Below are 24,086 nucleotides of genomic sequence, written 5' to 3' on the forward strand. Positions count from 1 at the left end.
ATGCCTCGTATTCCTGTAATTAACACCAGTCACCTCGATCGTATTGATGAATTGCTTGTTGACGATTTTGAAACTGGCGAATTTAAACTGCATCGCTCAGTATTTACTGATCAAGCCTTATTTGACCTTGAAATGAAATACATTTTTGAAGGTAACTGGGTGTACTTGGCACATGAAAGCCAAATTCCAAATAATAATGACTTCTACACCACGTATATGGGACGCCAGCCAATCATTATTGCGCGTAACCGTAATGGTGAACTCAATGCCATGATCAATGCCTGTTCACATCGTGGTGCACAACTTTGCCGCCATAAACGTGGCAACAAGGCAACTTACACCTGCCCATTCCACGGTTGGACGTTTAATAACTCAGGTAAACTCCTGAAAGTAAAAGATCCAAGTGAAGCTGGTTATTCAGATTGCTTTAATCAAGAAGGTTCACATGATCTGAAAAAAGTAGCACGTTTTGAAAACTACAAAGGCTTCTTGTTTGGTAGCTTAAATCCTGACGTACCTTCACTGGAAGAATTTTTAGGTGAAACTACCAAAATCATTGACATGATTGTCGATCAGTCTGAGCAAGGTCTGGAAGTTTTACGTGGTTCATCAACCTACACTTACGAAGGCAACTGGAAACTGACGGCTGAAAATGGTGCCGATGGGTATCACGTGTCTGCCGTACACTGGAACTATGCAGCCACAACCCAACAGCGTAAAGAGAAAGAAGCGGGTGACAACATCCGTGCCATGAGCGCAGGTTCGTGGGGTAAACAAGGCGGTGGCTCTTACGGTTTTGACAATGGACACATGTTGCTCTGGACACAATGGGCAAACCCTGAAGACCGTCCGAACTACCCTAAAGCAGAGGAATATACCGAGAAATTCGGTGCGCCAATGTCGAAATGGATGATCGAGCGCTCACGTAATCTTTGCTTATATCCAAATGTATATTTGATGGATCAGTTTGGTTCACAAATTCGTGTCTTACGCCCACTGGCAGTCAACAAAACTGAAGTGACCATTTACTGTATCGCCCCGAAAGGTGAAGCACCAGAAGCACGTACTCGCCGTATTCGTCAATATGAAGATTTCTTTAATGCTTCAGGCATGGCAACACCCGATGATCTTGAAGAATTCCGTGCTTGCCAAGCAGGTTATGCAGGGATTGAACTGGAATGGAATGACATGTGCCGTGGCTCGAAACACTGGATTCAAGGCCCTGATGACGCTGCCAATGAAATTGGGTTAAAACCAAAACTCAGCGGCATTAAAACCGAAGATGAAGGTCTGTACCTCGCTCAACATCAATATTGGCTAGAAACGATGAAACATGCCATTGCCTCAGAAAAAGCACTCGTGAATGAACAAGGAGAGATCGCATGAATGCCACTGCCACTTTAGAACGCAGCTCTCTCGAACAGATTGCGCAGTTTCTTTATCAAGAAGCACGTTTTCTAGATGATGAGCAATGGGATGACTGGTTAAATTGTTATGCCCCATCTGCTTCTTTTTGGATGCCTGCTTGGGATGATGATGACCGTTTAACTGAAGATCCTCAGTCTGAAATTTCGCTGATTTATTACCCAGACCGTCAAGGTCTTGAAGACCGTGTGTTCCGTATTAAAACTGAACGCTCTTCTGCAACCATGCCAGATACCCGTACCAGCCACAACATCAGCAATATTGAAGTAATGGCACGTGACGGTGACAAAGTAACAGTTCGTTTTAACTGGAACACCTTAAGTTTCCGTTACAAAACCAACTATAGCTATTTCGGCATGTCACGTTATGAAATCGATTTTTCAGGCGCGCAACCACAGATTTTAAGCAAATACGTGGTCCTGAAAAATGACTATATCAATCAAGTCATTGATATTTACCACCTCTGATTTAAGCGTCATCCCTTCAGTCAAATGGAATGTTGACTGAAGGTCAAGTTTCAAAGTTTTTAGTAGGATTCTAGCCATGTCAAACCACAATATTGCACTTCAATTTGAAGATGGTGTTACCCGTTTTATTAGCGTCGCTCAGGGCGAAACTTTGTCTGATGCGGCTTACCGTCAAAAAATCAATATTCCTTTAGATTGTCGCGATGGTGCCTGTGGAACATGCCGAGCTTTCTGTGAATCGGGAAGTTATGACATGCCTGAAGAAACCTACATTGAAGATGCACTCACCCCAGAAGAAGCTGAGCAAGGCTATATTCTAGCTTGCCAATGCCGCCCAACATCCGATGCTGTATTCCAAATTCAAGCATCATCTGAAGTATGTAAAACCGAGATTCACCAATACCAAGGCACTTTAGTTGCTGTGGAAAACTTATCAGACTCAACCATCACTTTTGATATTCAACTTGACGAAGGTCAACCTGATATTCACTTCCTTGCTGGTCAATATGTCAATGTTGGCATTCCAGATACCACAGAAACACGTTCATATTCATTTAGTTCTAAACCAGGCAACCGTTTAACAGGTTTTGTGGTGCGCAACGTACCTAATGGAAAAATGAGTAGCTTTTTAAGTAATAGCGCCAAAGCAGGCGATAAAATGACCTTTACAGGTCCATTTGGCAGTTTCTACTTACGTAATGTAGTTCGCCCTGTCGTCATGCTTGCTGGCGGAACGGGAATTGCGCCATTTATGTCCATGCTTCAAGTGTTAGAAGAAAAAGGCTCAGAGCACCCTGTACGTTTAGTGTTTGGTGTAACCAATGATTTTGATTTAGTTGCTTTAGAACAACTTGATGCACTTCAAGCCAAACTTCCATGGTTTGAATATCGTACCGTGGTTGCAAGCCCAGACTCAGCACATGAGCGCAAAGGCTATGTGACTGGACACATTGAAAATGAATGGCTCAATGGTGGCGATGTCGATGTCTACCTATGTGGCCCTGTTCCTATGGTCGATGCTGTTCGCAGTTGGTTAGATAGTGAAGGTGTAAAACCTGCAAACTTCCTATTTGAAAAATTCTCTGCAAACTAATACATCACCTAATATTTAAGTTATAGAAAAGATGATACGCGGAAATGTCATTTGCAATTGTTCGAGGCCAGACCACTTGGTAAAAATGCTTTTTCTGCGAGGAAGATATCAAGTCGTAGGTTTCGACGAGTTCTGCAAATGACAATGGTTCTGCTTACTTTTCCCAAAAGGAAAGTAAATCTAACCGAAGGTTAATCCAGTAACTGATGTCCAGTTATTAGGATGCAGGCATGCCAAATTGTATAAATTTTAAAATTCATCTTTATATTGGATGATAAGTGAGTTCAAAAAATGGCGTCAAATCAAAGATTCTTAAACAAAGTCGTGATTGTGACTGGTGCTGCTCAAGGCATTGGTCGTGGGGTTGCACTCCAAGTGGCTGAAGAAGGTGCGCAAGTTGTCTTAGCTGATTTATCTGACTATGTAGATGAAACATTAGCAGAGATTGAAGAACTTCAAGGTGATGCTATAACAGTCAAAGCCAATCTTGAAACTTTCGCAGGCGCACAAGCCGTTGTAGCAAAAGCACTTGAAGTCTATGGCCGTGTTGATGTACTCATCAATAATGTCGGTGGTGCAATTTGGATGAAACCCTTTGAAGAATTTTCTGAAGAAGAAATCATCAAAGAAGTCAATCGCTCATTGTTCCCAACGCTGTGGTGTTGTCGCGCTGTTTTACCTGAAATGATTAAAAATCAGCACGGTACGATTGTAAATGTATCCTCTATAGCAACTCGCGGCATTAACCGCGTGCCCTATTCAGCATCCAAAGGCGGTGTCAATGCCCTCACCGCATCACTGGCATTTGAACATGCCAAAGATGGCATCCGAGTAAATGCAGTTGCTACAGGTGGAACAGAAGCACCGCCACGTAAAGTACCACGAAATGCAAACCCTCTTTCTGAAAATGAAAAAGCATGGATGCAACAAGTGGTCGATCAAACCATTGATCGTAGTTTTATGAACCGTTATGGCACGATTCAGGAACAAGTGAATGCAATTGTATTCCTTGCTTCAGATGATTCGTCATATATGACAGGTACAGTGGTTCCTGTAGGCGGTGGCGATCAAGGCTAATTGATCGTCACAAAACTTTATATACAGGATCATGTCTGCATGGAGGCAAATGAATGGCTACCCTGTTTAAAACTTTGAAAGAAGATTGGTCTATTTCAGCCACTGTCGCAGGATTTTTGGCAGTGCTGATTTCCTATTCAGGCCCACTTATTATCTTCTTTCAGGCTGCGCAACAAGCTCAGGTTTCCCCAACCATGATGATTTCATGGATTTGGGGCATTTCGATTGGGGCAGCCGTGGCAGGGATCTTCCTTTCCATTAAATTTAAAGTCCCTGTGATTACGGCATGGTCTGCACCGGGTACGGCTTTATTGGTCACCCTGTTCCCGAATATTAGCCTGAATGAAGCGGTTGCTGCCTACATCACCTCTGCTGTGGTGATTTTCCTTATTGGTATGAGTGGTTATTTCGATAAATTGTTGAAATGGATTCCTCAGTCGGTTGCCGCAGGCATGATGGCAGGGATCTTATTTCAGTTTGGTTTAGGGTTATTTAGCGCAACCAATAGTATGCCGATTATTGTATTTAGCATGTTGTTTGTCTTTTTAGTCGCAAAACGAATTTCTCCACGCTATAGCATGCTTTGGGTGCTGCTTTCTGGTGTTGCATTGAGCTTTGGGCTTGGTGAAATGAATGCTGTGAGTTTAGATTTCCAACTTGCCATACCTCAGTTGATCACTCCAGAATGGACTTGGCATTCCACCTTAAACCTTGCCCTACCTTTGATTTTAGTCAGTCTGACGGGACAGTTTTTACCGGGCATGGCCATCATGAAACTAAGCGGTTATGACATACCTGCCAAGCCAATTATCACGTCCACCAGTATTGCGTCATTGGCTGTCGCTTGTGTCGGTGGCATTACCATCGTTTTGGCATCGATTACCGCTGCGCTTTGTATGGGTAAAGATGCACATGAGTTAAAGGAAAAACGCTACATCGCAGGGGTTGCCAACGGTATCTTTTATATTTTAGGTGGGCTGTTTGCAGGCAGTATCGTTCTGCTCTTCAGCTTACTGCCAAAAGAGCTTGTTGCAGCACTGGCTGGATTGGCCTTATTGGGCGCGATTTCAACCAATATCGCTGTTGCTATGAGGGATGAGCCTCAACGGGATTCCGCACTCATTACCTTTTTAGCTACAGCTTCAGGAATGCATTTTTTAGGCCTAAGTTCCGTTTTTTGGGGCATTGTGATTGGTTTATTCGCACATGTCATTTTAACCAAACGCCCTACTGAACCTACCACTATTTCATCCACTCAATCGAGTAAAAGTTAGTCCGACCTATATAGGGTCTAGGAAATATTATGATAGATAAAAGTGCAGCGACCTTAACGGAAGCGCTCTCCCAGATACAAGACGGCTCAACCATCATGATTGGTGGTTTTGGTACAGCAGGACAACCTGCTGAACTCATTGACGGGCTGATCAAGCTTGGACGTAAAGACCTCACCATTGTCAGCAACAACGCAGGCAATGGCGACTATGGTCTGGCGAAACTGCTGAAAGCCGGCGCCGTCAAAAAAGTCATCTGCTCATTCCCGCGTCAGTCCGACTCTTGGGTCTTCGATGAACTCTATCGTGCAGGCAAAATCGAACTGGAACTGGTGCCTCAAGGCAATTTGGCCTGTCGCATTCAAGCTGCGGGCATGGGACTCGGTGCAGTCTTCACCCCTACAGGCTTCGGGACTTTATTGGCTGAAGGCAAAGAAACCCGTCACATCGACGGTAAAGATTATGTACTGGAATACCCGATCAAAGCCGACTTCGCTTTGATTAAAGCCCAGCAAGGCGACCGTTGGGGCAATCTGGTCTACCGTAAATCGGCACGTAACTTTGGCCCAATCATGGCCATGGCAGCCAATGTGACCATTGCCCAAGTGTCTGAAGTGGTGGAACTCGGTGCTTTGGACCCAGAACACATCATCACCCCAGGCATCTTCGTTCAACATGTGGTACAGGTTCAGCCTGAACCTGTGGCTGTGTAATCGGGAGAACATCATGAGCTATCAAAAACTCAACCGCAACCAGATTGCTGAACGTGTGGCCCAAGATATTCCGGATGGGGCTTATGTCAATTTAGGCATTGGCTTACCCACCAAGATTGCCAGCTACTTACCGAATGACAAAGAGATCTTCCTGCATTCTGAAAATGGCTTATTGGCTTTTGGTCCACCGCCAGCTGCAGGGGAAGAAGATCCTGAGCTGATCAATGCCGGTAAAGAATATGTGACCATGTTACAAGGCGGTGCCTTTTTCCATCATGGGGATTCGTTTGCCATGATGCGTGGTGGGCATTTGGATATTGCGGTTCTCGGTGCGTTTCAAGTCGCAGCCAATGGTGACTTAGCCAACTGGCATACTGGCGCACCCGATGCAATTCCATCAGTAGGTGGAGCGATGGATTTGGCGGTAGGCGCTAAAAAAGTGTTTATCACCACCGATCATGTCACCAAGAACGGTGAACCGAAGATTGTGGCTGAGTTGACTTACCCCGCCACAGGACAAAAGTGTGTTGACCGTATTTATACCGATCTGTGTGTGATTGATGTCACTGCGGAAGGCTTAAAAGTGATCGAGAAAGTCGACGGTCTAAGCTTTGCAGAATTGCAGGCGATGACGGGTGCTCCGTTGGTGGATGCGACACAAGGATAATTAATCCCTCCCGACTTCCCTTTAAAAAGGGAAGCGTTTCCCCCTTTTTAAAGGGGGACTAAGGGGGATTCAAAGGACAAGATTAAAAATGAAAGACGCTTATATTATCGATGCCATCCGTACCCCATTCGGCCGTTATGCCGGTGGACTCGCACCAGTCCGTGCAGATGACTTGGGTGCTGTGCCGATTCAGGCCTTAATGCAACGTAATCCAAGCGTGGACTGGAAACAAGTTGATGATGTGATTTACGGCTGTGCCAACCAAGCGGGTGAAGACAACCGTAATGTGGGGCGTATGTCAGCACTACTTGCAGGTTTACCTGTCGAAGTTCCAGCAACGACGATTAACCGTTTATGTGGTTCATCTTTAGATGCGATTGCGATTGCAGCCCGTGCCATTAAAGCGGGTGAAGCAAACCTGATCATTGCGGGTGGTGTGGAAAGCATGTCGCGTGCTCCGTTTGTGATGGGTAAATCAGAAACGGCTTATGGTCGTAGCCAGAAGATTGAAGACACCACCATGGGATGGCGTTTTATCAATCCGAAGCTGAAAGCCATGTATGGTGTAGAGACCATGCCACAGACTGCAGAGAATGTGGCACAACAATTTAAGATTGATCGTGCAGATCAAGACCAGTTTGCCTTGACGAGTCAACAGCGCACAGCAACCGCGCAAGCTCAAGGCTTTTTTAAACATGAGATCGTCCCTGTAAGTATTCCTCAGCGTAAGGGTGATCCGATTGTGGTGGATACCGATGAACATCCTCGTGCATCGACCACATTAGCAGGTTTGGCGAAACTGAAGCCAGTCGTCACAGCAGAAGGCACCGTCACAGCGGGAAACGCGTCAGGCATCAATGACGGTGCGGCTGCTGTACTGATTGCTTCGGAACAAGCCGTCGAGCAATACCAACTTAAACCACGTGCCAAGATTATTGCATCTACGGCTGTGGGGGTTGAACCGCGCATTATGGGCTTTGCTCCAGCACCAGCGATTAAGAAATTGCTGAAACAAGCTAATCTCAGCATCGAGCAGATGGATGTGATTGAGCTGAATGAAGCCTTTGCGGCACAGGCACTGGCGGTTACCCGTGATTTAGGTCTGGCAGACGATACGACACAAGTGAATCCAAATGGTGGTGCGATTGCGATTGGTCATCCGTTGGGTGCTTCAGGTGCACGTTTAGTCACCACAGCCTTAAACCAATTAGAACAAACGGGTGGTACTTATGCCTTATGTTCGATGTGTATTGGTGTCGGTCAAGGCATTGCAATGATTATTCAGCGCGTTTAACAAATCATAACTATTTAAGATATTTCCCCTCCCTTTTTTAAAGGGAGGTCGGGAGGGATTTTATGCCAACATTTATTTCAAATGATGCAACCATCAATTACGCAACTTTTGGTGATGCCACCAATCCTGCTTTGGTATTTTCCAATTCTTTGGGGACCAATTATGGCATGTGGCAACAGCAGTTTAATGCTTTAAAAGAGCAGTTCTTTGTGGTGTGTTATGACACGCGTGGTCATGGTGCTTCGTCTACCCCGCAAGGTCCTTATAGCCTGCAACAATTGGGTGAAGATGTGATTCATTTGCTGGATCATTTAAAGATTTCAAAAGCTGCATTTTGTGGGATTTCTATGGGGGGCTTAACCGGTCAATGGTTGGCTATTCATTATCCTGAGCGTTTTAGCCATGTGGTGGTGTGTAATACGGCGGCTAAAATTGGTCAGGAGCAGGCTTGGCTGGATCGGGCGGCTTTGGTCAGATCTCAAGGTTTACAATCTATCGCGGACAGTGCAGCTTCGCGATGGTTTACAGTTCCCTTTATCCAAAGCAACGCGGCAACGGTTGCAACGCTTTCAAACGACTTAGGCGCTGGCAGCCCAGAAGGTTATGCGAGTTGTTGTGAAGCTTTGGCTAAAGCGGATGTTCGGGAGCAATTAAAGACAATTACGGTGCCCGTATTGATTGTTGTAGGACGGCAAGATCCTGTGACAACGGTGGCGGATGCTGAGTTTATGCAGAGTCAAATTCCCAAGAGTCAGTTGGTCGAAATTGATGCGTCACATATTTCTAATGTGGAACAGCCAACGGCGTTTAATGAAGCTTTAAAACAGTTTCTTGTATAAGAATACCGTCCTCAAAGGCCTCACATTGTTGAGGCTTTTCTTTGTCTAAAATGTTTGTTTAAATACCGTCCACTAACTTCATAACCCCTAGAATTTGTAAAAATGAAAAAATATTTTTTCAACTGTATTCTTATGCTTTCAAGTATGTCTGCTTTTGCAAATTCACAATTCGAAACCTACACCATCATTTATGGGGGTGGCGTAGATGATCTCGGACTTGGTTTAAAAGATCAGCAAGGAAAAGAATATCACGCCTATTGTAGCCAGCAATGTGGTGATTGGTTTGAGTTTGATCAAGACTCACTGGGTGAGAAACTCAAAAACCAATTCAAAGGTCGCCAAGCTGTAGTTGATTTGTCTTATGAAATTAATGCTGGACGCATTGTCGGGCCTGGTGATGAGGATGAACTTTATTTTATAAAGAGCATCAAACTCATCGATTCAAATCAAAGAAAGCCTTGGTTAAACTTTTTTGATCTCAAACAAAATTAAATGCCCTTCTAAGTCATATTTTTAATAATTAATTTGCTTAGGCTATTTTACCATCAATTACACCCATTCCTTTTAACAGTTGTAATTCATGTTCCGCTTTAAATTGAGACAATACAAACATGGTATGTTCTCCCAATTGTGGCGGTGCATGATGATATTCAACAGGTGTTTCAGACAATTTTATAGGCGAACCAATCATCTGGAACTCTGGATTAAGTGGATGTTGTATATTCACCACCATTTCCCGATGTTGAATTTGGGGTTCTTGCAGAGCTTCGGCAACAGAATTAATAAGCCCAACAGGTACTTTAAATGCATGAATTGCACTCACCCACGACTCTGCATTTTGCTGTACAAAATGAGCAGATAATAATTCAATAAGTACTTCACGGTAGCGTACTCGATCCTGATTTCGATTAAAACGCCCATCTTCCAATAGCGAGGTATAACCAATCGCAATACAGAAATCTTTAAACTGCTTATCGTTACCACAAGCGACAATAAATTCTTTATCTTTCGCGCTAAAAGTTTGATATGGAACAATATTCGGATGACTATTTCCCATACGCTTTGGAGATACACCCGTAGTGAGATAATTCATACCTTGATTGGCTAAACCTGCCACCTGAACATCCAGTAATGACAAATCAATATGTTGCCCTCGTCCAATCTGATGACGAGCCAATAGTGCAGCCTGAATGGCAATCGTGGCATATAGTCCTGTTTGAATATCGACCACAGCGACACCTACTTTCTGTGCACCACACCCTGAATCTTCCTCTTCACCCGTAATACTCATCAGTCCTGACATACCCTGAATGATAAAGTCATAGCCTGGTTCAGCCGCACGTGGTCCTGTTTGTCCAAAACCTGTGATCGAGCAATAAACCAGATTCGGATTAATATCACTTAGAGTTTCATAATCCAGACCATATTTCTGTAATGAACCCGCTTTATAGTTTTCGATCACGACATCTGCCGTTTTGACCATTTCATGCAGAATAGCCTGTCCCTCTGAGCGTGTAATATCAATCGCGACTGAATATTTATTTCTATTGGCCGACTGGTAATAACCTGACTCACGAGTCTGTTCACCGTGAGCATCAAGCATCCACGGCGGCCCCCACATGCGAGTATCATCACCACATTGTGGACGCTCAATTTTAATGACTTCAGCACCGAGATCTGCCAAAATTTGCCCACACCATGGGCCCGCCAATACTCGGCTAAGATCCAAAACCCGAATTCCCTTTAACGCACCCATTATTTGCTCCTCAAACTTACATCTTCGTTTTACTTTTGATTTTCAAAGATGCATTTGCCCTCAAGATGCTCTTTCGAGCACCCTGATTTTAATCAAAATGATTTTTTTAAATTAGAATGCAGCAATACCCGTCTGTGCACGGCCAAGAATTAGTGCATGTACGTCATGGGTGCCTTCATAGGTGTTCACCACTTCTAAATTGACCAAATGTCGTGCGACACCAAACTCATCACTAATCCCATTTCCCCCCATCATGTCACGGGCTAAACGGGCAATATCTAAAGCTTTACCACAGTTGTTACGTTTGATTAGAGAGGTTCCTTCAACCGATGCAATCCCTTCATCTTTCATACGTCCAAAACGCAAAGCAACTTGTAACCCTAAAGCAATTTCAGTTTGCATATCAGCAAGTTTTTTCTGAATAAGTTGGTTTGCTGCTAAAGGACGACCAAACTGTTTACGATCCATTGTATATTGATGCGCAGTATGCCAACAGAATTCTGCTGCACCCATCGCGCCCCAAGCGATACCATAGCGTGCGCTATTTAGGCAGGTAAATGGACCTTTCAAACCACGAATTTCAGGAAATGCATTTTCTTCTGGAACAAAAACGTTATCCATCACAATTTCACCTGTGATTGATGCACGTAAACCCACTTTGCCATGAATCGCAGGTGCCGAAAGCCCTTCCCAGCCTTTTTCTAAAATAAAGCCACGAATGTCACCCACATGTCCTTCTTCAGATACTTCTTTTGCCCACACCACAAATACATCTGCAATTGGGCTATTGGTAATCCACATTTTCGCACCAGATAAGCGATAACCACCTGCTACTTTTTTAGCACGTGTAATCATACTTCCTGGGTCTGAACCATGGTCTGGCTCAGTTAAACCGAAGCAACCGATGTACTCACCTGATGCGAGTTTTGGTAAATATTGTTGTTTTTGCTGCTCTGTACCAAATTCTTGAATTGGCACCATCACCAAAGAACTTTGTACACTCGCCATAGAGCGGTAGCCTGAATCTACACGTTCAATTTCACGTGCAATTAAGCCATAACTCACATAATTTAAACCTGCGCCGCCATATTGTTCAGAAATCGTTGGCCCCAATAAGCCCAGTTCTCCCATTTCACGGAAAATACCCGCATCAGTTCGTTCATAACGGAACTGCTCCAATACACGTGGCATTAATTGTTCCTGACAATAGGCATATGCCGTATCACGAATCATGCGCTCTTCTTCTGTGAGTTGCTGCTCAATTAAAAATGGATCTTTCCAATCAAATTGTACACGTGCCGCTTTTGTATTCACCATTTGGTTCATTACGCATCCTCTGCTAGGTCTTGTTATTTATAATGATGCTATGCCTGCACACAAAATAATTCAAACGATTAATTCGCATGCAGATATGCTTTAAACGCATATCTTGTTTATTTTTTTCACATTAAAAAAACAATAAGTTGCTAAAAATGACATTTCTAAAGTATGTTCTTATGATTCAATCCAGATGCTTTATGCACTTTTGAAATATCCTAATGACTGAATGACAACGCTAATGAGAAGAAAAATTCCCTCTATGCAGAGCTTACTCTGCTTTGAATCGGCTGCTAAACATGCCAGTTACACACATGCAGCTTTAGAACTATCTATGACCCAAAGTGCAGTATCACGTCAAATTCAGCAATTGGAAGAATTTTTAGATATTCAGTTATTTACACGAACACGACATGGTATGGAACTGACCATTGCGGGTACACAATATTATGCGGCGATAAAACCCTATTTACTCGGTTTAGAAAAATCCACACAAGAAGTCATGGCACATAAAGGTTTAGGAGGGACACTAAAACTCGGTGTTGTACCTACCTTTGCTACTCGTTGGTTATTACCGAAACTCCATGGTTTTAATATGCGTTATCCTGAAATTACCATTCATTTGGAAACCAGTACGAAGCCTTTTCTATTTAATGAGCATATGTTCGATGCAGCCATTTATGCAGGTACAGAGCAACAGATTGAACACTGGCCAAGCATCCAAGCCCATTTTTTAATGCATGAAGATGTTATCGCTGTTTGCTCACCTTCACTTATTTTGAAACATTTCCCAAATGCAGAAAAACTCACCCCATATAGCTATCATTTAAACCCAGAGCAAATTACGCAACTTCCTTTATTACAGCAAACCACACGACCTACTATTTGGCAGGAATGGTTTCAAGCACATCAAATCGACCACCCTAAAGCCGACGAAGGACAACGACATGAGCTGTTTTCCATGCTCGCTGTAGCGGCATCACATTCGATGGGCGTTGCTTTAATTCCGCAAATGCTGATTGAACAAGAACTAAAAAATCAAACCTTGGTGATTGCTAGTAGCAGTCCATTACCGAGTAATCGTGCATATTATTTGGTGCATTCTAGTCAAGCGCCATCAACTATTTTGAGCAAGTTTGTCGACTGGATTCAACATGAAGTAAAAATGATTTCAAACTTCACTTCAGTTGATACCTAAGCCCAAGAATAAGTAAACAATGAGGAAATCATGCAAAACTTAGTGATATTTTCAGGTGCAGGTATGAGTGCCGAAAGTGGCATTCAAACCTTTCGTAATCACGACGGACTCTGGGAAAATTACAACATTGAAGATGTCGCAACACCTGAAGCTTGGGCCAGAAATCCACAATTGGTTCAAGATTTTTATAACCAACGACGTAAACATATTTTACACGCTCAGCCGAATCGTGCTCATCAACTGATTGCCCAATTACAGCAGCACTATCATCTCAATGTCATTACACAAAATATTGATGATCTGCATGAACGTGCAGGTAATGACAATGTATTGCATTTACATGGCAATATTCGCTTCGCCAAGAGTTCTGGCCCCCATGCCGAATATGCAACTGAGTTTTACCCTATAGAAGGCTGGGAACTTAATTTAGAAACAGATCGTTGCCCTTTAGGCTACGCACTGCGACCGCATGTGGTCTGGTTTGGCGAAGCGGTACCTGCTTATGACGAGGCACAAAAAATTGTACAACACGCAGATATTTTTATTGTGATCGGTTCAAGTTTAGAGGTATATCCTGTTGCAGGATTAATCCATGAAATTCCACCACACTGTAAAGCATATTATATTGACCCCAAAGCGCATCAACAAACCCTGCCTCCGCAATATCAGCTTATTACACAAACCGCAACCGAAGGCATGCAACAATTATTCAAGCTATTGACCAATTAAACTAACCATTCGGATTAAGCAATTATCCATGATCTAATCCGAGTTCAAGTTTTTATACCTAGGATTCTAAGCACCATATTGCTTTTTAAGGTAGTTGACGATTTTTGCCGATTCAAACATCCTTACTTGTGTATTTGGGTCAACTAAATATGGCACTTGAATATCACGTCCCATCAACAGCATTACCTTTTCACGTTTACCCTCTTTGATTGGGATATACTTTCCTGGCTTTAAGCGTAATACAGCAGGTCCCATATCTTGCCAGCGCTCTTTTGCCACATTATGAAATATAAATGGCAGCTCTAATTCCGTTAACACACTTCGAACGACACGGGTAAATGGGCTCGCCTCAAATCCCCATAATTCAAGCAACTGCTGCGGTGCTTCACGGTTGACAATACGTTGATCCACCCAAACACCACGCGCGCCATTAATAATGGTTCCAGCAAGTGCCATAATAGGGATTTTGGGATAATGCGCAAATTTTTTCGGTGTTTTCCCTGTTTGCCCATAATGTTCAAAGAGATGATGAATAATGTCTTGGGACTCATACATCTGCGTTGAAGTATTATCATCAATGAAGAAAGGAAATTGTTTTTTTCCACCTAATTGCTTTACGATTTGACGATATTTTGTTCCACCTTTTGGACATGGATAAACTTCATAATCCAAATTTAATAAAGTTAAAACTTCACGCACACGGCGACAAAATGGAGAACCTTCAAATTCATAGAGTTTCAATGATTTCTCTGGTTGCTTTGGAAAAGCTGTACCAGAGACTCCTCGACCACCTTCCACAAATGATGAAGCCAAAGCTTGAACAACTTTTATTTGATGATTCACCATATTTTGTCCTTATTTTTAATGATCTTATAGTGCGACCAATGGTTCTTTAGCCACCACAATGCCATTATTATCGGCATAAATGTAATCGCCAGATTGAATACTTACCCCACCAAAATAGAGTGGAATATCCGTTTCGCCTATGCCTTTACGATTACTTTTTTGTGGAATTGCAGCCAATGCATGTACACCCAAATCCAACTCTGCAATGGCATCCACATCACGGACACATCCATAAATAATCACGCCATTCCAATGATTTTTAACTGCTGACTCAGCAATCAGATCTCCCATCAAGGCACAGCGCATTGAAGCTCCCCCATCTACAACGAGCACCTTACCAGCACCTTCAGTCGCTAAAAGCTCTTTGACTCGCGAGTTATCTTCAAAACATTTGACCGTCACCACCTGACCACCAAAACTTTTGCGCGCCCCATAGCTTTTAAAAAATTTACCGTCCATCGATGGAGTAACCACCTGAAGTTCTTTTTCAGGGTTATCGTCTAATAAATCACAAGTTACAAAAAGAACTGTTGTCACATCATTCTCCATTTATTTGGCTTTTTGTATGCGTAAATTATCATAAATTTCAAACTTTTCAGTCTGATGTTGAGCAGCCACGACCATAGTATGAGCCACTTGTTCTGCTGTCACTGGCTTATATTTAAAAGAATCTAGTACCAAATGTGACATCTTTTGGTATAAACGCTGAGTAGCACTTTCTAACAAACGTTGTTCTGATCGCTCACCCAACAATAAAGAAGGTTGTAGTATTGAAGTCTTCGCTAAACCCAATTCACGAATATGCTGTTCTAACTCACCTTTAACGCGATTATAAAAAATTGGTGACTTCGGATTGGCACCAAGTGCACTCACCAACAAGTAATGTACTTCTAATCCATCAAATAAATCTGCAAAATGTGCATTTATTTCATAATCAATATTATAAAACTGCGCTTTTGAGCCTGCTTTTTTTAAAGTTGATCCTAAACAACTAAATGCATGACTATGACCATGCACATCCTCATCATTCAGTAACAAGAAATCTTCCAGTACAAATTGATGGACTTTTTCCAACTGACTTAACTCAACATCGTAATGTCGTACCACTGCCGTAATTTGTTCACAACTGCTTAATTCATTTAATTGTTTTATTAAGGCCCGACCTACAAGACCTGTTGCACCAATCACAATTGCATTTTGAATCGAATTTATCATTTTTTGACCGTTCTCCATGTTTTATGAGTAATCTAACGTTTTCTTTAACATTTTTCTGCATCTAAAATGTTGTCAAAGCATGTCAAGACTTGACTTCGTAGTCGTGTTTAATCAAAATATGGCACTTGTTTACGGGCTGGTGATAGTTCTACTGATGTTGGTTTTCAGTATGAATTTCAGCCCGCCCAGACCAATCTAATTCAAGGAGTGCACGAGTGGCAAACTCTGCTCAAGCAAAAAAACGTGCTCGTCAAAACGTTAAAGCACGTAAACACAACGCAAGCTTGCGTTCTATGGTTCGTACCTACATCAAACGCACAGTAGCTGCTATCGCTGCTGGTGACCATGCAGTTGCTACAGAAGCTTACAAAAAAGCTGTTCCTGTAATTGACCGTATGGCTGATAAAGGTATCATCCATAAAAACAAAGCAGCTCGTCATAAGAGCCGCTTAAATGCACAAGTTAAAGCGTTAGCTAACTAATTTGTTGTATTAAAAAAAGCCCATCTGGGCTTTTTTTACATCTATAGCTTTATAATTCAACCTATAAATTCTAACAAGATATCAAATACACTCCCCCACATCAGTGAAGGAGCGCAAACTTTAATTTACCAGTACAGCTAAGTTTTTAGGCTTTAAATACGATAAAATTAAATTATTATTTGGAGTCAACATACTCCACTTCTGATTCGCGCCATTTGTACAAGAATAACGGATTAAATCAGCACGATTATCAACCAAATATCCACGATTCAAATCAAAACACTGATTGCCTTGACGAATAGACTGAGTATCTGCTGCCATAATCCAGACTTGGCTGCTTAATTGCGTTGAGCACGTAGTAAGTGTAATTTTTCCACCACTTCCATTACTGGTTAAACATTGATCCACAGCCCATTTACTATGAATACGCCCCAAACCATCTAAAATCCATTTCTCCGAGTCATCACCCGTACACCCCGTTGGACCACTAATATAAGGATTATATTGCCCCGAAGTTGTTTTCTCCACTTTCAAGCAATTGGTTCTATTCAGTAAAGTACTTTGTTGATTCAGTAAAGAGTCCGTTTCTAAACCTAACTGCTGAATAAATAAAGCCAAAGCAGATTTAGCTGCTACATTATTTGCAGCTAAATCCTGTGCATACACATTCATCCAACGGTTTAAACGGTAGATTTTTTGCTGTTGGTCTGAATATTGTGCAAGTACTTGCTGAGCAGTGGCAGATAACCCTTCTTGGTTGGTTCGATAAGAATCGTACAGTAATTTAGTTTGGGCAGATAAAGCTACGATTGGTTTGCCATTTTGAGCCAGTAATTCTTGCTCTAAATTTGGTAATTCAATTTTACGTAAAGCATCATAGCCATTTTCACGACCAATTTTCACCACAGGCTTCATCGCTTCAGCATAGGTTGGAATATCAATACTAGAAAGCAATTTTTCAGCCTGATTGGCTTTTTTACAATACAAATCGACGTGCTGGGGCTGATCAGAAATTGCCAAATTGACGTGTAATTTATTTGCAGGACTATTCGTCGAATCCATGCGATTCGGCGCCAATCCAACAGTCTTATTACCACTTACCGAACGAATATTGAGCCAACACGCTGCTTGAGTTACTGCCGTATTTGCTTCAGGTAAATCAAATACATTACCCCAGTTACTTCGTGCCGCTGGATACAATAAACCCACCTGATTTTCAGGGTCATATCCACCTAAAATTGTATATACAGGAACACCGAATAAACGAGGTTTCAGATAATTACCATCTGTTCGGTTATACCAAACTTTTGATGAGCTAGGAACACGGGGTTGCACAACTTCCATTTTACGGGTTGTTGCATTCCACTTTGTATAGCCTGTTGGTGAGCTCGGATCCCACATCTCTCGATTAAAATGAGGCTGAATTTTAATAGAAGTACTGTAGCCTGTATAATGCGTAAACTGCGAAATTGAACTTGCAGTGTACCCACCCGCCATCGCGTCCCAACTATATGGATAAAGCTTTAAGAAATTAGGAACACCATTACTACCATCACCTAAAGTGGTCGATTTCCAATTAAGATTACCGCGCATTTTATTACGGAAAGAAATATACCCCCATCCACTGTCTGCATGGTGTGCGGACCAGAAGTAATTGGTTGGCTGATCTTTTGTCTCAACAGCGCCAGGATAATGTCCCAAACCATAATGATGTCCAATTTCATGGCTAAACTCATTACCAATCGAATCAATTAGCGTCAACATACCATTACCGCCACTCAAACCGTGGTTTTGAATACCATTGGTATATTGACCACGTGCATGATGCACAATCACACTTTCAGTGAGTTGAGGTTGTTCCTGACTTGCCATTGAAGCACTCGTCACGCCCCAGTTAGCCAAATTAATACCAACACTAAAAGTCGATTTCGCAACATTTTCGCGCATATCACCAGAATATACACCACCCTCTACCGCGCTACTAATGTCATAAATGGTTCCATTCGCGACCATGACTCGATTTAGCTTCATGTCATCATATTTTGCGACAATCATTTCTGAGGCAGGAATGGTTTGAAAATAATCCGTGCCCGCCTTTTCAGGTTCAAGCAACATATAATGCCCTGTAGAAACAGGTGGATCTGTAAGCAGACCTAAACGGATATTATTCAATACCAATACACCGGGTGCAGCAAAGTCAATTTGAGTTTCCTGCAACTCTCCCACACGACCTGACCCATCAACAAATTTGAGTTTCAGGCCAGGTTTTACTTCATTCCAATTTAACTTAGCTGACCAAGCTCGCTTACTGTAAAGTACCTGTGGTCGTTGATCTTGATTACTCTGATCTGAAAGTGGTATTTGTGATGGATCATCCAGCTTAACTTTTCGTACAAATAAACCATCCTGATATATTTCAAGCTCTAAGCTCTGTATATCACCCATTGCACCAGTAGGGGTAAGCAACAATAATGCCTCACGTTCAGAGGTAAGTCGGGGCATTTTTTTAGCTTCATTACCACTCGGATCAACCACATGCGCTTGCGCAAATTGAACCATACCCTGAAATGAACCTGTCAAATTAGAACGAATTACTCGCGTTGCAGAAGTTGCAGAAGTTGCAGAAGTTGCAGAAGTTGCAGAAGTTGCAGAAGTTGCATCATAATCATAAAAACCCAACGTCTCCTCATCCAATACATCTTTTGTTGGCTCAGGATATACAGGCGCACTCGGTGCAGTATCAACAGATGAATCTGGATTTTTAGAGCCTCCTCCAGTGGAGTCTCCTCCTCCACCGCCACATGCTGACAATAATATACAGGCAATACACACACTCAAAACATGCGAATGGTAATTCATCACATTTTTCACAAAAATCCCCAATTGTTATAAATTCTAAAAACCAAATGTAAATTAAATCATTTAAAAACATGATTTTATTTTAAATAATATATTATACTTTTATAAAATACAAAAAATGAGAGTAATGAAAGACATATCTGATCTAGCAGATATTTTAAAATTTAGGTTAATTTGGTTCTTTTAATGATGCTGATTGAACTGTCGAATATTCAACTCATGTAATTCACCACGCCAAATCCATTTTAGTTTTGAATCTAAAAATTCATCTCCCTCAAACCAAACAAATAAGCCTTCCATCATTTGTGGCCAGTCTTCTTGAGTAATAACATTTCGACCTGAAATTACAGCAATAATTGCTGCAATGATGGTATCGTGGCTCACAGCTAGGCTAAGCCCATTATGATGTTGGGGATGCGTGTTATAAATTAATTCAAGTACATCAACCACACCTCGTATCGGGTGTTTCATTCCCGGTAAAGCATTATTTACAAAGCTGTTGATAAAACCTAAAGCACCCTGTTCCCGAAAATAAGGACCCGCCTGTTTAATATCAAGTACAAAACTTCCTGGTTCAACCAAAAGTCCTTGCTGCACTATTTCAATATGATGTGTATTATTTTGTAGGCTGATAGAATCTGCCCCTTGAATCATTAAAGCAGCCGTATCCACACAACGTTGAATAGGACTCGATATACAATGTTGAATAATTCGACCTGTTTGAGCAATTAAATGTCCGCCCCATGCTAGCGCCAAATCACGCCCTTGCGGTGTTAGCTGCAAATCATAACCAGCCAAGCCTTGCCCGCTCACCATTTCGCGAATGGAATGCCGTGTAAATAATGTGACTGGAGTATGTGTATCTGGCAATAAATCGATTGCTTTTAGCATACTATGTGGGAGTCGTTCTAATGCCATAAGACCATCATTCTTCCGTCGAGCTTACACTATAACATTTTAATTTTTTTGCTCAATGCTTACTCTGCATTGCCGAAAGTGCTTGTAATGCGAGTTCTTTCATCTCTGCATTCCGATAAGCAATAAAACCACCATTCAATAGAGTCTCTCGTTGGTTATAGACAAATGGTCGCCCTTTAAAATCAACCAATCCACCACCAATTCGCTCAATTAAACATTGTCCCGCACTAGTATCCCATTCGCTGGTTGGATGAAAGCGTGGGTAAATATCCACCTTATGTTCCAAGATCATACAAAACTTATAGGCACTACCTGCTTTAAATACATCATAGGCAGCCAGATCTTTCAGTACATCTAAATATGCCGTGTATTCAGACTTATGCTGTGTACTTTGACTTAAACCTATATGCACAGGTGTAGTTATTGCCTGTTCCAATTCATATACAGACCACCGCTGACTGTTGAGATTTAACTTCAATGGCATCCCTTGCCTAGGGCAAAAGTACATCACCTGCTCAGCAGGAATTGCCAATACTGCAAAAACCGTATGCACACCTTCAACCAGACTTAAATTGATCGTGAACTCAGGACGTTTATGCAAAAACTCTTTAGTACCATCTAAGGGATCGAGCAACCAAAACTGATGCCATTGCTGGCGTTGATCATACTCACCTTCTTCTGATAGCAAAGGGATATCTGAATATTGCTGTGCCAAAGCTTCTGTAATATATTGATTCACTCTGAAATCTGCCTGAGTGACAGGTGAATCATCATGCTTTTGGGTGATATCAAACTGCTCACCAGCACAATAGCGTTGATATTCTTCTCGCAAAATTTCGCACGCTTGTGTCACAATGGGCACAAGCTGCAAGATCATTGCGTCTTGCGGTGCTGTTGTTGTGTTAAACATAGATCACCTTATATATGTCGAACTTTTCTCAAAAACCTCCAGTCATTTTTGACATGGATGGAACCTTACTCGATCTTGCTTATGATGACCTGATTTGGAATCAGCTTGTGCCCATTCAGTATGCTGAAGTGCATCAATGTTCGATCGAACAAAGTAAAGAAGTCCTATTCCAATTCTATCAAGAACATAGCCACACTTTAAACTGGTATTCTTCACATTTTTGGTCGACTAAAGTCGGCTTTGATGTGCTTGCATTACAAAAAAAGCAGCAACATAAAGTAAGCCGCCGTGAAGGCTGTATTGAATTATTAGAATATCTAAAGGCCAATCATTATCCATGTTGGTTAGCCACTAATGCAGACTGTGCCAGTCTAGAGTTTAAACTTAAGCAAACAGGTATTGAGCAATATTTCGATGTGATTGTGAGCAGTGAAACTCTAGGGCACGCCAAAGAATTTACTGCATTCTGGGAAAAGTTACACCAATTGCATCCTTTTGATGCGCAGCAAACTTATTTTATTGATGACACTGAAAAAGTTTTATTGGGTGCACAAAAATTTGGACTACAGCATTTGATTACGATCCAACAGCCCTCATCTACAGGGTTAGTACGTGAGAATTCCAATTTCCCAATGATTGATAGACTCACAGACCTAATCCCTTTACTTGAACAAGCTGAGGAACAAAAGCAATATGCCTAAAGCAGAGCAAAATCTTCCTGTCGAAACTGTACGTATCGACAAATGGCTATGGGCTGCACGTTTTTTTAAAACTCGAAGCATTGCTAAGTCTGCAATTGAAGGCGGCAAAGTCCATTTCGATGGAGAACGCGTCAAAGTTTCTAAAGAAGTCCGTGTAGGCATGGAACTTACCATCCAACAAGGTTTCGAGAAAAAAACTGTGATTATTAAAGCTATTTCTAATATGCGTGGCCCTGCTCCTATTGCTCAGCAATTATATGAAGAAACTGAAGTCAGTTTAGCAAAAAGAGAATTGCTTGCATCGCAAAGAAAATTGCATAATCTTGCTCGACCTGATCATCGACCTTCGAAAAAAGATCGTCGACAAATCAGTAGATTTAAACAAGAAAATGATCAGCAATTTGACCAACATTGGTCATATAATGATGATTAAATTAGTCGCGTCATGTTGTGTCGCACAAGATACAACAGGCATAGAATAACAGAAATAATTCTGTCACTATACTGAAGTGGAAAACGCTTGTAATGTAAGACATCCACTTTAGGTTAAAAGTAAAGTGACAAAGTTTTGAGGTTGTAAGATGGATGAGAATAAAAGTAAGGCACTCAATGCTGCCCTAAGCCAAATTGAAAAACAGTTTGGTAAAAATACAGTTATGCGCCTTGGTGACAATACAGTGCAAGCTGTTGAAGCCGTTTCAACAGGATCATTGACACTCGATATCGCACTAGGTATTGGTGGCTTACCAAAGGGTCGTATTGTTGAAATTTACGGTCCAGAATCTTCAGGTAAAACCACCATGACATTGCAAGCAATTGCACAATGTCAAAAAGCAGGTGGTACATGTGCCTTTATCGATGCTGAACATGCACTTGATCCACAATATGCTCGCAAGCTTGGTGTTGATATTGACAACCTCTTAGTTTCTCAACCAGACCATGGTGAGCAAGCACTCGAAATTGCAGACATGCTAGTACGTTCTGGTGCAATTGACTTAATCGTAGTCGACTCTGTTGCAGCACTTACACCACGCGCTGAAATCGAAGGTGAAATGGGTGATTCACACATGGGGCTACAAGCGCGCTTAATGAGCCAAGCCTTACGTAAAATTACAGGTAATGCCAAACGTTCGAACTGTATGGTGATCTTCATTAACCAAATTCGTATGAAAATTGGTGTGATGTTTGGTAGTCCTGAAACGACAACTGGTGGTAACGCATTAAAATTCTATGCTTCTGTTCGCCTTGACATTCGCCGTGTTGGCCAAGTTAAAGAAGGTGACGAAATTATAGGTTCAGAAACTAAAGTTAAAGTAGTTAAAAATAAAATGGCGCCTCCATTTAAAGAAGCTCTTTTCCAGATTCTTTATGGTAAGGGCGTTAACCAACTAGGTGAATTGGTTGATCTTGCTGTTCAACAAGACATCATTCAAAAAGCAGGTGCTTGGTATTCTTATCAAGGGAACAAAATTGGTCAAGGTAAAAACAATGTCATTCGTCACCTTGAAGAAAATCCACAATTGGCGCAAGAAGTGGAACGCATTATCCGTGACCAATTATTAACAACGGGTGGTGTTGTAGAAGAGAAAGAAGAAGAGGATGAATCTGACCTCTTGCTCGATGCTTAAAGCGTCTGCCTCTTGGAAATATACCTGTTACACTTAAACGCCCTTCGGGGCGTTTTTCAATCTAGATTATAAAATTATGAGCCAATCTAAATTTCCCAAATTACTTGACTATCAGAGCCTAAAACAAGAGTTTGGAACTTCTGAGCCTGAGCAGTCATCACTACCCGATACAACGGATTACAGTGATGCCAGCATAGAAGCAGTATCTTCCCAAAATATAGGGCTGACAGGCTCACGCTTACGTTCTTACGCCTTTGCTGTACTCACTCGTAAAGAGTTTTCCAAAGCCGAACTGATTGAAAAGCTTGCAGCCTACGCAGCAAGTCGTGAGGAAGTCATAAATCTTGTAAATGAATTGTCCGAGCAGAACTATCAAAGTGATCAGCGCGTAGCAGACATTGTGCTATCAAGCCAAAAAAGAAAAGGCAAAGGGCCGCAACGTATTAAATTAGCGTTGAAAAATAAGAAAATTAATAGTGAACTGATTCAAGAAGAACTAAAGGCAATCGACTGGGTTGAACAAGCTTATCAACTCAAAATCAAAAAATTTGGCAATACTGTCGAAAAAGATCCAAAACTCAAAGCAAAACAGATACGTTTTCTACAATATAGAGGATTTGATATGGACGTGATTATGAAAGCAATTAACAAAAAAGAAGATGAAGAATAATTATAATAAAA

25 protein-coding genes are annotated in these 24,086 nt (G+C 41.8%); 17 read left to right on the plus strand and 8 right to left on the minus strand.

What is annotated here, in order from left to right; genetic code table 11:
- The 10 genes from benA (at position 1) to MP622_RS06960 (ending at position 9,338) form a co-directional block, all read left to right on the plus strand.
- Complete coding sequence (gene benA / locus MP622_RS06915; protein ID WP_016167752.1) at positions 1 to 1,386, plus strand: benzoate 1,2-dioxygenase large subunit; 1,386 nt, start codon at positions 1 to 3, stop codon at positions 1,384 to 1,386.
- Positions 1,383 to 1,892, plus strand: coding sequence for a benzoate 1,2-dioxygenase small subunit (benB, locus tag MP622_RS06920; RefSeq protein ID WP_044738435.1), 510 nt, complete (start codon positions 1,383 to 1,385; stop codon positions 1,890 to 1,892). Before benA ends, benB begins: the two co-directional genes overlap by 4 nt.
- A gap of 76 nt (positions 1,893 to 1,968) precedes the next feature.
- On the plus strand, positions 1,969 to 2,985 hold the full coding sequence (gene benC / locus MP622_RS06925) for a benzoate 1,2-dioxygenase electron transfer component BenC (protein ID WP_016167750.1): 1,017 nt from the start codon (positions 1,969 to 1,971) through the stop codon (positions 2,983 to 2,985).
- A gap of 291 nt (positions 2,986 to 3,276) precedes the next feature.
- Positions 3,277 to 4,062, plus strand: a complete 786-nt coding sequence (benD, locus tag MP622_RS06930; RefSeq protein ID WP_243793199.1) for a benzoate diol dehydrogenase BenD — start codon at positions 3,277 to 3,279, stop codon at positions 4,060 to 4,062.
- Between the two features lie 53 nt (positions 4,063 to 4,115).
- Positions 4,116 to 5,336 carry a benzoate/H(+) symporter BenE gene (gene benE / locus MP622_RS06935; RefSeq protein WP_243793205.1) on the plus strand — a complete coding sequence of 407 codons (1,221 nt, stop codon included), beginning with the start codon at positions 4,116 to 4,118 and terminating at the stop codon, positions 5,334 to 5,336.
- A gap of 29 nt (positions 5,337 to 5,365) precedes the next feature.
- On the plus strand, positions 5,366 to 6,046 hold the full coding sequence (locus tag MP622_RS06940; protein ID WP_104442200.1) for a 3-oxoacid CoA-transferase subunit A: 681 nt from the start codon (positions 5,366 to 5,368) through the stop codon (positions 6,044 to 6,046).
- A 13-nt stretch (positions 6,047 to 6,059) separates the two neighbouring features.
- Entirely contained in the window at positions 6,060 to 6,713 is a 654-nt protein-coding gene (locus MP622_RS06945) for a 3-oxoacid CoA-transferase subunit B (protein WP_016166463.1), read from the plus strand.
- An 88-nt stretch (positions 6,714 to 6,801) separates the two neighbouring features.
- Complete coding sequence (gene pcaF, locus MP622_RS06950; RefSeq protein WP_243793209.1) at positions 6,802 to 8,007, plus strand: 3-oxoadipyl-CoA thiolase; 1,206 nt, start codon at positions 6,802 to 6,804, stop codon at positions 8,005 to 8,007.
- A gap of 62 nt (positions 8,008 to 8,069) precedes the next feature.
- Entirely contained in the window at positions 8,070 to 8,846 is a 777-nt protein-coding gene (gene pcaD / locus MP622_RS06955; RefSeq protein ID WP_243793211.1) for a 3-oxoadipate enol-lactonase, read from the plus strand.
- 102 nt (positions 8,847 to 8,948) lie between these two features.
- Positions 8,949 to 9,338, plus strand: coding sequence for a hypothetical protein (locus MP622_RS06960; protein ID WP_042069079.1), 390 nt, complete (start codon positions 8,949 to 8,951; stop codon positions 9,336 to 9,338).
- A gap of 37 nt (positions 9,339 to 9,375) precedes the next feature.
- Here MP622_RS06960 and MP622_RS06965 read toward each other — a convergent pair whose 3' ends face one another.
- Positions 9,376 to 10,602 (minus strand): CaiB/BaiF CoA-transferase family protein, encoded by a 1,227-nt coding sequence (locus MP622_RS06965; RefSeq protein ID WP_243793213.1) that lies wholly within the window; start codon positions 10,600 to 10,602, stop codon positions 9,376 to 9,378.
- 111 nt (positions 10,603 to 10,713) lie between these two features.
- Positions 10,714 to 11,928, minus strand: coding sequence for an acyl-CoA dehydrogenase (locus MP622_RS06970; RefSeq protein ID WP_243793215.1), 1,215 nt, complete (start codon positions 11,926 to 11,928; stop codon positions 10,714 to 10,716).
- Positions 11,929 to 12,160: 232 nt separating this feature from the next.
- Here MP622_RS06970 and MP622_RS06975 point away from each other — a divergent pair, with 232 nt between their 5' ends.
- Complete coding sequence (locus MP622_RS06975) at positions 12,161 to 13,117, plus strand: LysR substrate-binding domain-containing protein (protein ID WP_243793217.1); 957 nt, start codon at positions 12,161 to 12,163, stop codon at positions 13,115 to 13,117.
- A gap of 30 nt (positions 13,118 to 13,147) precedes the next feature.
- Positions 13,148 to 13,846: a Sir2 family NAD-dependent protein deacetylase gene (locus MP622_RS06980; protein ID WP_243793219.1), complete on the plus strand. Its 699-nt coding sequence runs from the start codon at positions 13,148 to 13,150 to the stop codon at positions 13,844 to 13,846.
- Between the two features lie 66 nt (positions 13,847 to 13,912).
- On the opposite strand, the gene MP622_RS06985 is transcribed toward MP622_RS06980, so the two are convergent.
- Genes MP622_RS06985 through MP622_RS06995 form a run of 3 tightly spaced genes read right to left on the minus strand, consistent with a single transcriptional unit; the run spans position 13,913 to position 15,907 of the window.
- The gene (locus tag MP622_RS06985) at positions 13,913 to 14,692 is read right to left on the minus strand and encodes a glutathione S-transferase N-terminal domain-containing protein (protein ID WP_243793222.1); all 780 of its coding nucleotides are present in this window, start codon (positions 14,690 to 14,692) and stop codon (positions 13,913 to 13,915) included.
- A 24-nt stretch (positions 14,693 to 14,716) separates the two neighbouring features.
- On the minus strand, positions 14,717 to 15,229 hold the full coding sequence (gene rraA / locus MP622_RS06990; RefSeq protein ID WP_243793223.1) for a ribonuclease E activity regulator RraA: 513 nt from the start codon (positions 15,227 to 15,229) through the stop codon (positions 14,717 to 14,719).
- Between the two features lie 12 nt (positions 15,230 to 15,241).
- Positions 15,242 to 15,907, minus strand: coding sequence for a nucleoside-diphosphate sugar epimerase (locus MP622_RS06995; RefSeq protein WP_243793225.1), 666 nt, complete (start codon positions 15,905 to 15,907; stop codon positions 15,242 to 15,244).
- Positions 15,908 to 16,122: 215 nt separating this feature from the next.
- On the opposite strand from MP622_RS06995, the gene rpsT reads away from it, so the two are divergent.
- Entirely contained in the window at positions 16,123 to 16,389 is a 267-nt protein-coding gene (gene rpsT / locus MP622_RS07000; protein WP_016167735.1) for a 30S ribosomal protein S20, read from the plus strand.
- A 120-nt stretch (positions 16,390 to 16,509) separates the two neighbouring features.
- On the opposite strand, the gene MP622_RS07005 is transcribed toward rpsT, so the two are convergent.
- The 3 genes from MP622_RS07005 to MP622_RS07015 all read right to left on the minus strand — a co-directional run bounded on the left by MP622_RS07005 (position 16,510) and on the right by MP622_RS07015 (position 21,076).
- Positions 16,510 to 19,248: a M66 family metalloprotease gene (locus tag MP622_RS07005; RefSeq protein ID WP_243793226.1), complete on the minus strand. Its 2,739-nt coding sequence runs from the start codon at positions 19,246 to 19,248 to the stop codon at positions 16,510 to 16,512.
- 183 nt (positions 19,249 to 19,431) lie between these two features.
- A complete protein-coding gene (locus tag MP622_RS07010) occupies positions 19,432 to 20,166 on the minus strand; it encodes a phosphoglycerate mutase family protein (RefSeq protein ID WP_104442205.1) in 735 nt (244 codons plus the stop codon).
- 52 nt (positions 20,167 to 20,218) lie between these two features.
- A complete protein-coding gene (locus MP622_RS07015) occupies positions 20,219 to 21,076 on the minus strand; it encodes a 3'(2'),5'-bisphosphate nucleotidase CysQ (protein WP_044740006.1) in 858 nt (285 codons plus the stop codon).
- Positions 21,077 to 21,090: 14 nt separating this feature from the next.
- On the opposite strand from MP622_RS07015, the gene MP622_RS07020 reads away from it, so the two are divergent.
- From MP622_RS07020 to MP622_RS07035, 4 genes are all read left to right on the plus strand, one after another.
- Positions 21,091 to 21,777, plus strand: a complete 687-nt coding sequence (locus MP622_RS07020; protein ID WP_044740007.1) for an HAD-IA family hydrolase — start codon at positions 21,091 to 21,093, stop codon at positions 21,775 to 21,777.
- Positions 21,770 to 22,210, plus strand: a complete 441-nt coding sequence (locus MP622_RS07025) for a S4 domain-containing protein (RefSeq protein WP_016167730.1) — start codon at positions 21,770 to 21,772, stop codon at positions 22,208 to 22,210. Before MP622_RS07020 ends, MP622_RS07025 begins: the two co-directional genes overlap by 8 nt.
- A gap of 148 nt (positions 22,211 to 22,358) precedes the next feature.
- Positions 22,359 to 23,405 carry a recombinase RecA gene (gene recA, locus MP622_RS07030; RefSeq protein ID WP_243793235.1) on the plus strand — a complete coding sequence of 349 codons (1,047 nt, stop codon included), beginning with the start codon at positions 22,359 to 22,361 and terminating at the stop codon, positions 23,403 to 23,405.
- 76 nt (positions 23,406 to 23,481) lie between these two features.
- The gene (locus MP622_RS07035) at positions 23,482 to 24,075 is read left to right on the plus strand and encodes a regulatory protein RecX (protein ID WP_044740009.1); all 594 of its coding nucleotides are present in this window, start codon (positions 23,482 to 23,484) and stop codon (positions 24,073 to 24,075) included.
- Positions 24,076 to 24,086: the final 11 nt, after the last annotated feature.

This window comes from Acinetobacter sp. PK01 (assembly GCF_022819285.1).
GTDB classification, from domain to species: Bacteria; Pseudomonadota; Gammaproteobacteria; order Pseudomonadales; family Moraxellaceae; genus Acinetobacter; species Acinetobacter tandoii.

Bases quoted from the DNA above. Each gene is read 5' to 3' on its own strand.
- MP622_RS07005 (WP_243793226.1), bottom strand. From the start codon at position 19,248: ATGAATTACCATTCGCATGTTTTGAGTGTGTGTATTGCCTGTATATTA.
- MP622_RS06975 (WP_243793217.1), top strand. From the start codon at position 12,161: ATGAGAAGAAAAATTCCCTCTATGCAGAGCTTACTCTGCTTTGAATCG.
- benA (WP_016167752.1), top strand. From the start codon at position 1: ATGCCTCGTATTCCTGTAATTAACACCAGTCACCTCGATCGTATTGAT.
- pcaF (WP_243793209.1), top strand. From the start codon at position 6,802: ATGAAAGACGCTTATATTATCGATGCCATCCGTACCCCATTCGGCCGT.
- recA (WP_243793235.1), top strand. From the start codon at position 22,359: ATGGATGAGAATAAAAGTAAGGCACTCAATGCTGCCCTAAGCCAAATT.
- MP622_RS07025 (WP_016167730.1), top strand. From the start codon at position 21,770: ATGCCTAAAGCAGAGCAAAATCTTCCTGTCGAAACTGTACGTATCGAC.
- MP622_RS06980 (WP_243793219.1), top strand. From the start codon at position 13,148: ATGCAAAACTTAGTGATATTTTCAGGTGCAGGTATGAGTGCCGAAAGT.
- MP622_RS06995 (WP_243793225.1), bottom strand. From the start codon at position 15,907: ATGATAAATTCGATTCAAAATGCAATTGTGATTGGTGCAACAGGTCTT.
- benC (WP_016167750.1), top strand. From the start codon at position 1,969: ATGTCAAACCACAATATTGCACTTCAATTTGAAGATGGTGTTACCCGT.
- MP622_RS06965 (WP_243793213.1), bottom strand. From the start codon at position 10,602: ATGGGTGCGTTAAAGGGAATTCGGGTTTTGGATCTTAGCCGAGTATTG.
- MP622_RS06960 (WP_042069079.1), top strand. From the start codon at position 8,949: ATGAAAAAATATTTTTTCAACTGTATTCTTATGCTTTCAAGTATGTCT.
- benE (WP_243793205.1), top strand. From the start codon at position 4,116: ATGGCTACCCTGTTTAAAACTTTGAAAGAAGATTGGTCTATTTCAGCC.
- MP622_RS07020 (WP_044740007.1), top strand. From the start codon at position 21,091: ATGTCGAACTTTTCTCAAAAACCTCCAGTCATTTTTGACATGGATGGA.
- MP622_RS06945 (WP_016166463.1), top strand. From the start codon at position 6,060: ATGAGCTATCAAAAACTCAACCGCAACCAGATTGCTGAACGTGTGGCC.
- MP622_RS06940 (WP_104442200.1), top strand. From the start codon at position 5,366: ATGATAGATAAAAGTGCAGCGACCTTAACGGAAGCGCTCTCCCAGATA.
- MP622_RS07015 (WP_044740006.1), bottom strand. From the start codon at position 21,076: ATGTTTAACACAACAACAGCACCGCAAGACGCAATGATCTTGCAGCTT.
- pcaD (WP_243793211.1), top strand. From the start codon at position 8,070: ATGCCAACATTTATTTCAAATGATGCAACCATCAATTACGCAACTTTT.
- benB (WP_044738435.1), top strand. From the start codon at position 1,383: ATGAATGCCACTGCCACTTTAGAACGCAGCTCTCTCGAACAGATTGCG.
- MP622_RS07010 (WP_104442205.1), bottom strand. From the start codon at position 20,166: ATGGCATTAGAACGACTCCCACATAGTATGCTAAAAGCAATCGATTTA.
- benD (WP_243793199.1), top strand. From the start codon at position 3,277: ATGGCGTCAAATCAAAGATTCTTAAACAAAGTCGTGATTGTGACTGGT.
- MP622_RS07035 (WP_044740009.1), top strand. From the start codon at position 23,482: ATGAGCCAATCTAAATTTCCCAAATTACTTGACTATCAGAGCCTAAAA.
- MP622_RS06970 (WP_243793215.1), bottom strand. From the start codon at position 11,928: ATGAACCAAATGGTGAATACAAAAGCGGCACGTGTACAATTTGATTGG.
- MP622_RS06985 (WP_243793222.1), bottom strand. From the start codon at position 14,692: ATGGTGAATCATCAAATAAAAGTTGTTCAAGCTTTGGCTTCATCATTT.